The following is a 13,864-nucleotide window of genomic DNA, read 5'->3' as shown; positions in this document are numbered from 1 at the left end:
AGACGCGGTTACTTCTTCTTGTCCGCGGCCGCGCCGGTCGTCGACAGGGCCGCGACGAAGGCCTCCTGCGGAACGTCGACCCGGCCGATCGTCTTCATCCGCTTCTTGCCCTCCTTCTGCTTCTCCAGCAGCTTGCGCTTACGGGAGATGTCACCGCCGTAGCACTTGGCCAGGACGTCCTTGCGGATGGCCCGGATGTTCTCGCGGGCGATGACGCGCGAGCCGATCGCCGCCTGGATCGGCACCTCGAACTGCTGGCGCGGGATGAGCTCCTTCAGCTTGGCCGTCATCATCAGGCCGTACTCGCGGGCCTTGTCCTTGTGCACGATCTGGCTGAAGGCGTCCACCGACTCGCCCTGCAGCAGGATGTCGACCTTGACCAGGTCCGACTCCTGCTCGCCGCTCGGCTCGTAGTCGAGCGAGGCGTACCCGCGCGTCCGCGACTTCAGCTGGTCGAAGAAGTCGAAGATGATCTCGGCGAGCGGCAGGGTGTAGCGGATCTCGACGCGGTCCTCGGACAGGTAGTCCATGCCGAGCAGGACACCCCGCCGTCCCTGGCACAGCTCCATGATCGCGCCGATGTGGTCGCTCGGCGACAGGATCGTCGCCTTGACGATCGGCTCGTACACTTCGCCGATCTTGCCCTCGGGGAACTCGCTCGGATTGGTGACCCGGTGCTCGTCGCCGTTCTCCATGACCACGCGGTAGACGACGTTCGGGGCGGTGGAGATGAGCGACAGATCGAACTCCCGCTCCAGCCGCTCCCGCACGATCTCCATGTGCAGCAGGCCGAGGAAGCCGCAGCGGAACCCGAAGCCCAGCGCGAGCGACGTCTCCGGCTCGTAGATCAGCGCGGCGTCGTTGAGGCGTAGCTTGTCGAGGGCGTCGCGCAGCTCGGGGTAGTCGTCGCCGTCCACCGGGTACAGGCCGGAGAACACCATCGGCTTCGGATCCTGGTAGCCGCCGAGCGGCTCCACCGCGGGCTGCGACGCGATCGTCACGGTGTCGCCGACGCGGGCCTGGCGGACGTCCTTCACGCCGGTGATCAGGTAGCCGACCTCCCCGACGCCCAGGCCGGTGACCGGCTTGGGCTCCGGCGAGATCACGCCCACCTCGAGGGTGTCGTGCGCCGCCTTCGTGGACATCATCAGGCTCTTCTCGCGCCGCGACAGGTGCCCGTCGACCACCCGGACGTACGTGACGACACCGCGGTAGGTGTCGTACACCGAGTCGAAGATCATCGCGCGGGCCGGGGCGTCCGGGTCGCCCACGGGCGCCGGAACGGTCTCGACGATGTTGTCGAGCAGCGCGGCGACACCCTCCCCGGTCTTGCCCGAAACACGCAGCACCTCGGAGGCGTCGCAGCCGATGATGCCGGCCAGCTCCTCGGCGTACTTGTCCGGCTGCGCGGCGGGCAGGTCGATCTTGTTGAGGACCGGGATGATGTGCAGGTCCGCCTCGAGCGCGAGGTAGAGGTTGGCCAGCGTCTGCGCCTCGATGCCCTGCGCGGCGTCGACGAGCAGCACGGCCCCCTCGCACGCCGCCAGCGACCGCGACACCTCGTAGGAGAAGTCGACGTGCCCGGGGGTGTCGATCAGGTTGAGGACGTGGTCCTTCCACGGCAGGCGCACGGCCTGGCTCTTGATGGTGATGCCGCGCTCGCGCTCGATGTCCATCCGGTCGAGATACTGGGCGCGCATCTGACGCTCCTCGACCACGCCGGTGAACTGCAGCATGCGGTCGGCGAGGGTCGACTTGCCGTGGTCGATATGCGCGATGATGCAGAAGTTGCGGATCACCGCGGGATCGGTCTGGTTCGGTACGGGCGGCACCGGGTTCCTCAAAGAGTGACGGATCTAGCGTCTTCCATCGTCCCATGCCTCGTGCCATGCTCTCGCCGTACGGTGCGGCGCTCACCCTCGGGCGCGGCCCTCGCCCTCGGGTGCGGTGCCCACCCGCGGGTGGGACGCGCGACCTCGTACGGTGCGGCGCTCGCCCTCACCGCAGGCGCGGCCCCCGCCCTCGCCGTACGGTGCGGGGCTCGGCGCCGGCGGTCGACGGGCCGTCGGGTTGGGGCTGTCCGGGAAAGCTTGGTAGGCTGTTCCACTGCGTGTGGGCGCGACAGGTCCCGCGCCCCCAAATCCATCGACTTAAGACCTGAGGCTTTCTTCGTGGCGAACATCAAGTCCCAGATCAAGCGGAACAAGCAGAACGAGAAGGCTCGTCTGCGCAACAAGGCGGTCAAGTCCGAGCTCAAGACCGCCATTCGCAAGTTCCGTGAGGCCGCCGAGTCCGGCGACGCCGAGGCCACCCTCGTCCAGCTGCGTCACGCTTCGCGCAAGCTCGACAAGGCCGTGAGCAAGGGCGTCATTCACAAGAACCAGGCGGCCAACCGCAAGTCGGCGATCGCCAAGCGCGCCGCCGCCCTGCAGGCCGAGTAAGGCCGACCGACGCGTCAGCGACGCCGTGCCCGCTCGCCGGGCGCGGCTTCGTCGTGCTTGCCTTACCTGGACCGGCGGCGCTCGGCCGTCTCCGCCGCACCGTGAAGCGGCCCGGCCCGGTCGGCGCCCCCGGTCCGGCGTGACCTTGTTGCAGTCCTGACCCCGCGCAGGGAACACTCCACCGTGCTACGGCCCCGTGACTACGACCGGTTGTTCGTGTCCGGCGCGACCTTCCATGACGGCGGTTGGCACTGCACGATTCAACTCGATCACGGCCGGTTGTCGCTGCCCAGTGGCCGCGTCGCGGCATCCGAGCCGGGATTCCCCACCGAGGCGTTCACCCAGACGGTGCCTCCGGGCCGGTACCCGATCGTGCTCGCCGTCGTCGAATACCGGCGATCCGCCGACGGTGACGTGGTCGACGAACGCGTGGCCGCCGCACGGCTGGTGATCCGCGACGAGCCGGTCGACGCCTGGGAACTCGCCTTGTGGCCGGGCCAGGACGTCGCCGCCCTCGGTCCGCGCGAATACTTCGGCTACCCGGTCGACGGTGGCCAGGGATCGTTCGCCGACGCCGACGGCGTCCAGGCCCTCCACGAGGAGGCGGACGGCGAGTGGTGGCAGGATTTCCGGATGGACGTATCGGACCGCCCGACCTCTCCGACCGCGGACGGGCCGGACGGCGAGCCGATCCTGGTCGGCTTCACCACCGGCGTAGGCGACGGCGTGTACCCGACCTGGATCGGCCGTACGCGCGACGGCGACGTCGCGTGTTTCGTCACCGACTTCTTCCTCCTGCCCGAGGACCGGCCGCTCGGCGACGGGCCCGCCCCGGCGCGGTGACCTACGGGGATCAGCCGATCGCGTCGATCATCGCCTCCGCGTCCGCCCAGGTCGCGGCATGCCGTACCCAGTCGGGCGGTTCGGTCTTCGGAGGGCCGAAGAGGAAGAGATGCGGCACGAGGTCGCGGAGCGCGGCGTGCACGTCCAGCCGGTCGTCGATCATGTGCGTGATGCCGAGTTCGGCGCAGTGCCCGGCCTTGTCCGCGCGCCGACGGCAGAAGCGGACGTTCCCGGATGGGATGCCGGTGCGCCGGTAGAAGTCGTGATGATCGAGCCACTGCAGCGTCCGCTGCTGGACGCCCGGACCGCACTTCGAGATCACCCATGCCCGTCCGCCGAAGCGGGCGACGAGCCGGGGCAGCACCTCGAAGGTCCCCGGTGTGGCCGGCGTGCGCATCGCCTGTTCCAGCCCGCCGCCGAGGAAGGTCGTGTCCTCCTCCCCCGCTTCCGTCGCGCCTCCCTGGATCACCCGACCGAAGTCGACGCCGAGGCGCGGTTCCTTGATCTTGTCCATGGAGCAAGCGTGGGACATCGGCGAATGGGATCAAACCGATTTATCCCACTCCTGGAGACAGGCCGGCGGTGGGTGTCAGCGGCCGGAACGCGCGGCGACGATCTGAGCGATCGCCTTCTCAAGCGCGTACGCCGGATCGGCACCGCCGCCCTTGACCTGGGCGTCGGTCTCGGCCACGACCTGCAGCGCCCGCGCGACCCCGGCCGGCTCCCAGCCGCGCAACTGCGCGCGTACCCGATCGATCTTCCAGGGCGGCATTCCGAGCTCCTTGGCCAGCCCGGCGCCGCGCAGGCCGCGTGGCGCGCCACCGACCTTGGCTAGCGACCGTACGCCCTGAGCCAGCGCACTCGTGATGAGGACCGGCGCGACGCCCGTCGCCAGCGCCCAGCGGAGCTGTTCCAACGCCTCGGCGAGCTTGCCCTCGACCGCCCGGTCGGCGACGGTGAACCCACTGACCTCCGCGCGTCCCCGGTGATATCGCGCGACCGCCTCATCGGAGATCTTCCCGCCGGTGTCCGCGACGAGCTGACTGCACGCGCTGGCCAGCTCCCGCAGATCGGTGCCGACCGCGTCGAGGAGGGTACGCGCGGCGTCCTCCCCGATGCTCCCGCCCGCCCGGCGAATCTCCGCGCGTACGAAGGCGACACGCTCACCCGGCTTTGTGATCTTCTGGCAGGTGACCTTGCGGGCGCCCGCCTTGGTCAGCGCGTCGAGCAGCGCCTTGCCCTTGGCGCCACCGGCGTGCACGACGACGAAGTCGATGTCGTCGGCGGGGTTCGCGGCGTACCGGCCGATCTCGGCGGCCAGGTCCTTGCCGAAGTCCTGGGCCGCACGCAGGACGACCACGCGCCCGCCGCCGAACAGCGACGGCGAGGTCAGCTCCGCCAGTGCGCCCGGCGCAAGAGAGGCGGGGGTCAGCTCATGGACCTCGACATCGTCCTCACGGGCGCGGGCCGCCGCGACGACGTCGCCGACCGCCCGGTCGACGAGCAGCTCTTCGTCGCCGACGACAAGGGTGAGACGTTCGGAAGACACGCATGCAGCATGCCACGCCCCGGGGCCCGGCATCGCCCACCCGCCGTCGTCACCCCGAACGATCACTGACCGGCGGTCTCGATCCGGCCGCTGCCGGCTCCTGCGTGCCCCCGCGCGCGAGGTGCCCGGTCAAGGCCGACGCGGAGGAGACCGACGCGGGCAAAGGCGACGCGGACGCGGTCAGCACCGGGAGCAGCGACCCGGGACGCGGGCAACCCCGGCGCAAGCGACCCGGGACGCGGAGCACCAGCGGCAAGCGCGCAGTCAGGCCGGGCAGAGGCGCCCGTGGCCCGGTCGGCGCCGACACGGGCGAATTGACGGGGTCAACGCGGGCAGAGACGACCCGGGAGCGGTCGGCGCAGGCGAATGGACGGGGTCAGCGCGGGCGGAAGGCGACGGCGCGCATGTCCCCTATGCCGTCGTTCTTCGGATCCCTCGGCAGACCCATCAGGCGCGCGAGGGTCAGCCAGGCCAGCGGATGGGCCTCCTTGTACGCGACGAGCACGGCGCGGCGCTCCTCATCCGGCAGGAAGCGGTGCTCCGGTTCCAGCAGTCGGAGATGGCCGATCCGAAGCTCCAGCGCCCGCCCCGCCCGGAGGTTCTTCACCCAGTCGGCGCGGTTCCCCCAGCCCGAGAACACGATGACCTCGCCGGCCTGGTGGTCGAGCTTCACCACCTCCAGGACGGTCTCCCGGCGCAGGCCGCTGAGCCGTCCCTGATGGGCCAGGTAGAGGAAGCGTTTGCCGAGCAGGAAGCCGAGGTTCCGGTGATAGATCCAAAGGGGGGCGCGGACCACACGGCGCAGGAACCCGTGCGGTCGGGGGGCACTGGAGATTCCTCGGGGCATTGTCCAATGATGCCGGTGAACAGCGGATCCCCGCACATCGGACGGCCTCTCCGACGAGGGCGGATCCGCCCGCGTGTGATCCGGCCCGCACCGGGAATCCCCGCTTTCCGCTCTGGGTTGTTCGAAGGTGTCCGAACTTCATGAACTGCCGCTCTCCGTGCTCGACCTCGTTCCCGTCAGCTCGGATACGACGCCCGGAGCCGCACTGCGTGCCAGCATCGACCTGGCCCGCGCCGTCGAACGCCTCGGCTATCACCGGCTGTGGGTCGCCGAGCACCACAACATGCCCGGTATCGCCAGTTCCTCGCCTCCCGTCCTGATCGCGCATCTGGCGGAGGCGACGTCGACCCTGAGAGTCGGCTCCGGAGGGGTGATGCTGCCCAACCACGCCCCCTTGGTGGTCGCCGAGCAGTTCGGCATGCTGGAGGCCCTGCACCCCGGTCGGATCGACCTCGGCATCGGCCGGGCTCCTGGAACCGACCAGGCCACCGCGTACGCGCTGCGGCGGAGCGCGGACCTGAACGTCGAGGACTTCCCGCGCCACCTCGCCGAGTTGAGGGCGTTCCTCGGCGGTTCGTCGCTCGGGATCAGGGCGGTTCCCACGGGCGAGAACCCGCCGCAGGTCTGGCTGCTGGGCTCCAGCGGCTACAGCGCGCAACTCGCGGGAGCGCTCGGCCTGCCGTTCGCGTTCGCCCACCATTTCAGCGCGCGGTTCACCGAGCCCGCCCTGGAGCTGTACCGCTCCACCTTCCAGCCGTCCGAGGTCCTGTCCCGGCCGCACGCCATGGTGACCGCCGCCGTCGTATGCGCCGACACGGATGAGGAGGCCGAACGGCTCGCCGCGCCCATGGGCCTGTCGATGCTGCGGCTGCGGACCGGGAAGCCCGGGCCACTGCCGACGCCGGAGGAGGCGCAGGCGTATCCGTACACGCCTCAAGAGCGCGAGGCCATCGGCACCATCACCGAGTCGCACGTGATCGGCGGTCCGGAGACCGTGCGCAAGGGGCTCCTCGACCTGATCGAACGGACGCAGCCGGACGAGTTGATGGTCTCCACGAACGTCGGCGATCCCGCCGCCCGCCTGCGCTCGTACGAACTGGTCAAGGAGATCCTGCGCGCCGGCTGACCGGCCAGACCGCCGCCGTGCTGCGCGACCGGTGCGCCGGCCGGCGCACCGGTCTCTCAGCGCCGGGTGACCACGGCCGGGCCGTCGTGGGAGCGGACGATGGCGATGTCACCGTCGTGGTCGGTCCGGTAGCCGCGCAGGTGCAGCCGCGCCAGCAGGGCCATCGTCGACGGCGCCGGATGCCCGTAGTCGTTGTCCGCGCCGACCGACGTCACCGCGATCCGCGCGTGGACGGCGGCCAGGAAGTCCGGATCCTGGTGTGACGAGCCGTGGTGCGGGACCTTGAGGACGTCGGCGCGCGGGAGCCCGGCGGCGAGCAGCGTCCGCTGGGCCTCCGTCTCGACGTCTCCGCCGAGGAGCGCCGTCAGTCCTGGCCACCGCGCGAACAGCACCACGCTGGCGTTGTTCACCTCGGTGCCGGGATCGCGCGTGGACACGGGAAGGCTGCCGAGCGGGCCGAGCACGCGCAGCGTCAGCGGCCCGACGGACCAGACGTCGCCGATCCCCGCGGCGAGGACCCGTCTACCGGTGAGCAGGCGCCGCTCCTCCCCCTCACTGTCGGGACTGATCAGGACGGTCCCGACGGTGCGGCCGCGTAGCACGCCGGGCACCCCGCCGACGTGGTCGGCGTGCGGGTGGGTCAGCACGAGCAACGGCACGGCGTGGATCCGCAGCGCGCGCAGGCAGCGGTCGATGAAGCGCGGATCGGGACCGGTGTCGACGACCACGGCGCGGCCGGGCCCGGCGGCGAGTGCGAGCCCGTCGCCCTGGCCGACGTCACAGGTCACGAACCGCCAGCCGTGCGGCGGCCACCCCGGCGCGCAGGCGTGGACGCCGATCACCATCAGCGCCGTACCGGCGAGGACGGCCGCGGCGGCACGGCGCGCTCCCGGCCGGCGCAGGACCAGCGCGCCGGCGACGAACATCACCGTCAGCAGCGCCGCTCCGGCCGCGCCCGCCGGCCAGCCGACCGCCGCGTACGGCACGCGGGCGCACAGCCGTGCTACTCCGGTGATCCAGCCGACCGCCAGCCCGGCCGGTACGACGATCACCCGGGCCGGCGGCAGGGACACCGGCGCGACGGCCGCGGCCAGCACCCCGAGGAGTGTCGCGGGCCCCACCGCGGGAGCGGCGAGGAGGTTCGCGGGCACGGCCACGAGGCTCACCTGACCGTCGAGGAGGACGAGGATCGGAGCGCACGCGACGTGGGCCGCCGCTGCCACCGCCAGTGGCTCGGCGAGCGCGCCGGCCAGACGGCGGGGCAGCCGTCCGGGCACGCTCTGGGGCAGCCATCGTGTCAGGCACCGCCGCCAGGGCGGCCCGAGCACGAGGATGCCCGCGGTCGCGAGCGCCGACAGCGCGAAGCCGTACGAGCGGGCGAGCTCCGGATCGAGGAGGACCAGCACGAGAACGGCCGCGCACAGCGCGGGCACCCCACGGCGCTCCCGGCCGGTGACGACCGCGAGCAGCGCGACGGAACCCATGACGGCGGCGCGCAGGACACTCGGCGACGGACGCGCCACCAGCACGAAGCCGATCACCGTCAGCCCCGCGAGTACGGGCACCGCGCGACGGCCGAGGCCGGTGAAGCGGCCGGCCATCAGAACCGCGCCGATGAGCAGGGAGAGGTTCTCGCCGCTGACCGCCATCAGATGCGTGAGCCCTGCCGTCTCGAACGCGTCGGCGAGCTCCGGGTCGAGCAGGGACGTGTCGCCGTCCACCAGGCCGGGCAGGACGCCGCGCTGGTCGGAGGGCAGCCGGGACGCCGCCGCACGCAGGCGGGACCGGACGGTACTCGCCCACCGCTGTGGCAGCGAAGGCCGGCCGACCAGCGTGGGCGGCCCGCGGACCAGGCCGACCGCCGCGAGCAGTTCCCCATGGCGTGGCGTGGCGAGCCGTGTGGTGAGGTGAACGCGCTGGCTCGGCACCAGCCGTCTCCACGTGGGGTCGTCAGCGAGCAGGAGCACCGGCACGCGCACCCGCAGCCGCCCTGTCGTCCCGGGTGCGAACTCCACCTCCTCCACCCTTACCGGTACGAGGACGGTGTCGTGCCGGCGCGACGACGGTCCGGCCTTCAGCACCGCCGGGTCCCCGGTGACCACCGCGCCCGCTTCCGCCGTGACGCCACGGACCGCGAGCGCTCGCACCGGTCCGGACCCGACCGCCGTTAGCCGGAACCCGACGCCCACGGCCGAGGCCGCGACGCACACCAGCGCGCCCACCACCACCCGTCCCGCCACCGGAACCGGAACCAGAACCGGCACCGTCCGGACCCGCCGCACCACCGGCACCCGCCGCCGCGCCGCGCAGGCCGCCAGGAACACAGCCCCGGTGGCCGACACGAGGGCGGTCACGTAGGCCACCGTCGGACTCAGACCGAGGAGCACCAGAGCGGACAGCCAAGCGCCTGCCGCCGGTGGCCCCAACCGCAGGTCGAACCCGTCGGCCGTCGAAGACCCGTCCCCAGGCTGGTCACCGGACTGCCCGCCCGCGAAGACCCCGCCCAACGGCGTAGCGCTGGAGGACTCTCCAGTCGACGCCTGATCGGATTCACCGCACGCGCCGCCGGCAGGAAGCCCATCGCCCACGCCGGCGTCACGGACCGCACCGTGCCCGCCGAGTGCACACTCACCGCCTACGCCGGCGGCAGGAACTCCGTCGGCGGGTGGGCCGGGCGTGGAGACCTCATCCTCAGGTGCCCCGTCCTCAGTCGTCACACTCGGAAACCATTCGGACAGGCCGCCCGAAGACCGACTCGCGGGTGGCGGCCGATCGCCGCCGCTATGGCGCTCACACGGTCACCAGACCTTTGAGGTCGCCGAACTTGGCGGTCCCGATGCCGGACACCTGCCGCAGCTCTTCGACGGATCGGAAGGCACCGTGCTGGGTGCGGTAGTCGACGATTCGCTGGGCCAGCACCGGGCCGACGCCCGGCAGTTGATCGAGCTGGGCGGCGCTGGCGGTGTTCAGATCGAGGGGTGCGCCGCCAGGTGACGCGGCGCCCGACGGCGCGCCCGGCGCGATGGCGGGCACGGGCGTCGCGTCGACTCCCACGAGGATCTGCTCACCGTCCACGACCCGGCGGGCGAGATTCAGTGTGCCGGTTCGGGCTCCGGGCCGGACTCCCCCGGCCGCTTTGATCGCGTCGATGACCCGCGCCCCGGCCGGCAGGCTCACCACGCCGGGGCGTCGCACCTTCCCCCCGACGTCGACCAGCACCGGCGATGTGGACGCGGCGGGCGGTGCCGAAGCGGCGGACGGGCCGGGCGCGGGCGAGGACGCGCCCGCGGGAGCGGCCCGGTGCGCCGCGGGACTTACGACCGCCGCGGGCACGGGCTGCGCGTCCGGGCGTGACCACCACAGAAAGGCACCCGCGACGAGTGCCGCCAACAGACCGACCGCCGCCAGCACGCGAAGGCCGGGAGCGTGGGGATCGAGCCGTACCTGCCGACCCGGATCGCGGGGTGAGGACCGTAATGCCGCTCCCGGCGGCTGAGGACTCACGTCATCGTCGGACCCGAACGACTGTGGTGGCCGGAAGACGTCGCGGAGCCGGTCGAAGGCGGTGGGGTCGAAGCTGGACATGCCGCCGACGCTAACGGGGCGATCGCTCTTCGCGATGACACCCGTACAGATTGTGGATAACTATGGCTCCCGTCGGGAGACGACGACGCCGAGCATGCCGGGGCCGACGTGCGCGCCGATGACGGGCCCTACTTCTCCGACGTACAGGTCGTGCAGCTCCGGAACCCGTTCGCGCAGGTGACCGGCCAGCGCGGCGGCCCGTACGGGCGCGGCCAGGTGCTGAACGGCGATGTCCACGGGCCGGTCGCCGGCCAGGTCGACGGCCAGTTCCTCCAGCCGGGCCAGCGCGCGGGAGGTCGTGCGGACCTTCTCCAGCGGCGCGATGCGGCCGTCGACGATGCGCAGCAACGGCTTGATCATCAGAGCCGATCCCAGCAACGTCGCCGCCGCGCCGATCCGGCCGCCTCTGCGCAGGTGTTCCAGCGTGTCGACGTAGAACAGCGAACGGGTCGCGCGAACCCGCCGAACCGCGGCATCGGCGACGGCGTCGAGATCGCCGCCGCCCACCGCCGCCCGCGCGGCGGCCAGCACCGAGAAGCCGAGGCCCATGCCGAGAGAACGGCTGTCCACCACGCGGATCGGAATCGGCGCCTCTCTCGCTGCCAGCCTGGCCGATTCGACGGTCCCCGACATCTCCGCGGACAGATGGACGGACACCACCCCGGTGGCTCCTGTCTCGGCCGCCTGCCGGTACACGGCGGCGAAGCTTCCCGGTGACGGCCGGGACGTCGTGACGGGACGCCAGTCACGGAAACCCTGTCCTGCTTCACCGGCGGTGTGCCTCCCGCCCTCCTCGAACGTCTCCCCGCCGACCCCGACCTGCAGTGGCACCACCGTGACGCCGTGCGCCGCGACGAGTTCGTCCGGCAGGTAGGCAGTGGAATCAGTGACGACCGCGACGGGTGCTGTCATACCGGGAGTTTAGGTCGCCATGTCGCATCAGCCGCGTAACCCGAACTCAGCGCGTCGCCTCCCCGCCAGGGCCGCGCCGGCCGCGGACCGCAACTCTCGGGAAGGGTCTTCGCGGCCGGTTCCCAGAACCGGCCAGTGCCGGAGGCGGGAACGGTGCGGAAGGTCAGGGCGCGGTAGGCGGCTCTCCTTCTTCGGCTCCGTCCTCGGCTCCGTCGGATGCTCCCTCGGTCCTCTCCTCAGGGCCGTGGTCTCCGGAGTCCGAGACGGGGGTGAGGGCGAGCCGCCGTACCCGGGAGGCCGGAGACCGACGACCGGCGATGAAGTAGACGATGATGGCGGCGTTGAGCATGAGCGAGCCGACCGGGCTGACGAACGCGAGCAGTCCGGACAAGAGGTAACTCGCCGGACCCACCAGCGACCGGCGGCGTGCCTCACGCGCCACCTCCCGGCCGCCCGGATGCAGCAGGTGTGGCCGCGCGTACAGGTGGTTCCACAGCAGCGTGAACCAGACGGCCGCCACCAGGACCGACGCCGAGTAGAAGACGGCGGCCGGAACGGCGTCGTCTCCGGTGAGGTGGTTGCCGAGCGTGGCGGTCGGGAGGGGCAGGTAGGACAGGGTCGCCAGCATGCCCAGGTTCAGCAGGAGGAGGCCGCGATCGACCTGTCGCACCTGGTGGAACAGGTTGTGGTGGTGGATCCACGCGATGCCGATCACCAGGAAGCTCACGGCGTACGCCGCGAGGGCCGGCCACTCGTGGCGGAGCGCGGGCCAGACCTTCTCTCCGGCGGGCGGAGCCTTCACCTCGAGGATGAGCAGCGTCGCCGCTATCGCGATCACTCCATCGCTGAACGCCGCCAGCCTGCCTGGGGCGATCGCCGCCGCCTCATCGGTTTCGTTGACACGCTCGGACACGACAGACGACTCCCGTGATCAAGGTGATGGAGCCGCATCGTACGCAAAGTCGGCCGTACAGGATGCTGGTTGGATTCTGGAACCGAACCGGCAGGTCGCGGCGTTCGCCCGCCTTCGGCACTGCGGTCGCCGAGCCTTCGCGTCCCGCCGCGGTGGGAGGACGGGGCGAGCCGGTGCCGTCAGGCCTGGACGGGGACGCCGCCGCGCCAGACGCGGAGTGCGCGGAGGCCGAACGCCCAGGCGAACGCGCCCTCGTGGTCGGCGTCCCACAGGACCATGTCGGCGTACATGCCGGGGACGAGCGCGCCGCGGTCGGAGACGCGCAGGGCGGCCGCGCCGCCGAGCGTGGCGGCGCGGAGCGCCTCGTTCACGCTGAGGCCGAACATCGCGACCGACAGGCCGATCACCAGCGGCATCGAGGTGATGCCGCACTGGCCGGGGTTGTGGTCGGTGCCGAGCGCGAGCGTGACGCCGCGGTCGAGCATGGCCCGGACCGGCGGGGTGCGGCCGTTGTGCAGTGCGCTGCCGGGGCAGACCGTCGCGGCGACGCCGCCGTGGTGCAGCGCCTTGATGTCGTCGTCGTTGGCCTCGGTGAGGAGGTCGGCGGAGGCGCAGCCGACCTCGGCCGCGACCTGGGCGGCGCCGACCCGCTCGTTGGCGCAGGCGTGCAGGCGCGCCTTCAGCCCGACGCGCTGGCCGGTCATGAGCAGGACACGGGCCTCGTCGGGCGTGAAGTGGCCCTCGTCGCAGTAGACGTCGATGCTGTCGGCGCCCGCGGCCGCCGCGTCACCGGCCCACAGGCGGACGGCCTCGATGTAGTCGCGGCGGCGGCCGAAGTACTCCGGCGGAAGCATGTGCGCGGCGAGGAACGTCGCGTGGATGCGCGGCATCGAGGGCTCTTCCTCGAGCGAGCGCAGCATCCGGACGTCGGCCAGCTCGCCGTCGCGGGTGAGGTGGTATCCGGTCTTCGCCTCGACGGTGGTCGTGCCGGCGCAGATCCACTGCCGGAGGCGCTCACGGACGTTGTTGCACAGGGTCCAGGGGTCGGTGCCGCGCGTCACGGTGACCGTGGAGGCCACGCCGCCGCCCGCGGCGACGATCTCGTTGTTGGTCGACCCGCTCGTGCGCATGGCCAGCTCGGCCCAGCGGTTTCCGGCGTACACCGGATGCGAGTGCGCGTCGATGAGGCCCGGGGTGACGAGGCCGCCACCGAGGTTCTCGACGTGGTCGACATCGACGATGTCGTCGATGACACCGGGGACGCTCTGCGGGAGGTCCGAAGCGGGACCGGCCCACACGATCCGGTCGTCGTGCACGAGAACGGCGGCGTTGCTGCACACGTCGGTGCCGGTCCACAGCCGGCCGATGTTCGTCAGCAGACGCACGGTCATCGCGTCACCGCCCCGTTCTGCGGTCGCGCGCCGGTGAAGGGTGTCCGGACGCCATGCAGCGGGTCACCTGCTCTCGCTCGATATACGCCGGCGGCATTGCCGACGGACCCAAGTCGGAATTAGGGGTGATCAGCCGACCACCTGGAGCAACGAGCCCGGGAATATCGGTTTCGTCACCGTAGTGCACGCAAGGCCACGCTGTACAGCCTCACGCGACATACCGCTCCTAAACCGCCCCGGCGGCCGACTGCTACAGG

The 13,864-nt window shown here is 71.7% G+C and carries 12 protein-coding genes; 3 read left to right on the top strand and 9 right to left on the bottom strand.

What is annotated here, in order from left to right; all coding sequences use genetic code 11:
* Positions 1-8: 8 nt before the first annotated feature.
* Entirely contained in the window at positions 9-1,832 is a 1,824-nt protein-coding gene (gene lepA, locus NDW01_RS00590; RefSeq protein ID WP_252815523.1) for a translation elongation factor 4, read from the bottom strand.
* A gap of 339 nt (positions 1,833-2,171) precedes the next feature.
* Here lepA and rpsT point away from each other — a divergent pair, with 339 nt between their 5' ends.
* Positions 2,172-2,441 (top strand): 30S ribosomal protein S20, encoded by a 270-nt coding sequence (rpsT, locus tag NDW01_RS00585; protein ID WP_252815521.1) that lies wholly within the window; start codon positions 2,172-2,174, stop codon positions 2,439-2,441.
* Positions 2,442-2,624: 183 nt separating this feature from the next.
* Complete coding sequence (locus tag NDW01_RS00580; protein WP_252815519.1) at positions 2,625-3,284, top strand: DUF4241 domain-containing protein; 660 nt, start codon at positions 2,625-2,627, stop codon at positions 3,282-3,284.
* 10 nt (positions 3,285-3,294) lie between these two features.
* Here NDW01_RS00580 and NDW01_RS00575 read toward each other — a convergent pair whose 3' ends face one another.
* From NDW01_RS00575 to NDW01_RS00565, 3 genes are all read right to left on the bottom strand, one after another.
* Complete coding sequence (locus tag NDW01_RS00575; RefSeq protein ID WP_252815512.1) at positions 3,295-3,798, bottom strand: hypothetical protein; 504 nt, start codon at positions 3,796-3,798, stop codon at positions 3,295-3,297.
* Positions 3,799-3,873: 75 nt separating this feature from the next.
* Positions 3,874-4,866, bottom strand: coding sequence for a DNA polymerase III subunit delta (gene holA, locus NDW01_RS00570; RefSeq protein WP_252817311.1), 993 nt, complete (start codon positions 4,864-4,866; stop codon positions 3,874-3,876).
* A gap of 343 nt (positions 4,867-5,209) precedes the next feature.
* The gene (locus NDW01_RS00565; protein ID WP_252815510.1) at positions 5,210-5,680 is read right to left on the bottom strand and encodes a nitroreductase family deazaflavin-dependent oxidoreductase; all 471 of its coding nucleotides are present in this window, start codon (positions 5,678-5,680) and stop codon (positions 5,210-5,212) included.
* Positions 5,681-5,807: 127 nt separating this feature from the next.
* Here NDW01_RS00565 and NDW01_RS00560 point away from each other — a divergent pair, with 127 nt between their 5' ends.
* The gene (locus NDW01_RS00560) at positions 5,808-6,806 is read left to right on the top strand and encodes an LLM class flavin-dependent oxidoreductase (protein WP_252815508.1); all 999 of its coding nucleotides are present in this window, start codon (positions 5,808-5,810) and stop codon (positions 6,804-6,806) included.
* Between the two features lie 56 nt (positions 6,807-6,862).
* Here the strand turns inward: NDW01_RS00560 and NDW01_RS00555 are convergent, their stop codons facing one another.
* The 5 genes from NDW01_RS00555 to hutI form a co-directional block, all read right to left on the bottom strand.
* Positions 6,863-9,160, bottom strand: a complete 2,298-nt coding sequence (locus NDW01_RS00555; RefSeq protein WP_252815506.1) for a ComEC/Rec2 family competence protein — start codon at positions 9,158-9,160, stop codon at positions 6,863-6,865.
* A 436-nt stretch (positions 9,161-9,596) separates the two neighbouring features.
* On the bottom strand, positions 9,597-10,391 hold the full coding sequence (locus tag NDW01_RS00550; protein WP_252815504.1) for a ComEA family DNA-binding protein: 795 nt from the start codon (positions 10,389-10,391) through the stop codon (positions 9,597-9,599).
* A gap of 60 nt (positions 10,392-10,451) precedes the next feature.
* Positions 10,452-11,303, bottom strand: a complete 852-nt coding sequence (locus tag NDW01_RS00545; RefSeq protein ID WP_252815503.1) for a DegV family protein — start codon at positions 11,301-11,303, stop codon at positions 10,452-10,454.
* A 163-nt stretch (positions 11,304-11,466) separates the two neighbouring features.
* Positions 11,467-12,216, bottom strand: coding sequence for a TMEM175 family protein (locus NDW01_RS00540; RefSeq protein WP_252815500.1), 750 nt, complete (start codon positions 12,214-12,216; stop codon positions 11,467-11,469).
* 179 nt (positions 12,217-12,395) lie between these two features.
* Positions 12,396-13,607, bottom strand: a complete 1,212-nt coding sequence (gene hutI, locus NDW01_RS00535) for an imidazolonepropionase (protein WP_252815498.1) — start codon at positions 13,605-13,607, stop codon at positions 12,396-12,398.
* Positions 13,608-13,864 lie beyond the last annotated feature (257 nt).

Origin of the sequence: Actinoallomurus soli (genome assembly GCF_024055715.1) — a bacterium.
GTDB classification, from domain to species: domain Bacteria; phylum Actinomycetota; class Actinomycetes; order Streptosporangiales; family Streptosporangiaceae; genus Actinoallomurus; species Actinoallomurus soli.
This window is presented reverse-complemented; position numbering and strand designations above follow the sequence as displayed.

Coding starts and splice junctions, on each gene's coding strand:
- NDW01_RS00575 (WP_252815512.1), bottom strand. CDS start 3,798: ATGGACAAGATCAAGGAACCGCGCCTCGGCGTCGACTTCGGTCGGGTG.
- holA (WP_252817311.1), bottom strand. CDS start 4,866: ATGCCGGGCCCCGGGGCGTGGCATGCTGCATGCGTGTCTTCCGAACGT.
- NDW01_RS00565 (WP_252815510.1), bottom strand. CDS start 5,680: ATGCCCCGAGGAATCTCCAGTGCCCCCCGACCGCACGGGTTCCTGCGC.
- NDW01_RS00550 (WP_252815504.1), bottom strand. CDS start 10,391: ATGTCCAGCTTCGACCCCACCGCCTTCGACCGGCTCCGCGACGTCTTC.
- NDW01_RS00545 (WP_252815503.1), bottom strand. CDS start 11,303: ATGACAGCACCCGTCGCGGTCGTCACTGATTCCACTGCCTACCTGCCG.
- hutI (WP_252815498.1), bottom strand. CDS start 13,607: ATGACCGTGCGTCTGCTGACGAACATCGGCCGGCTGTGGACCGGCACC.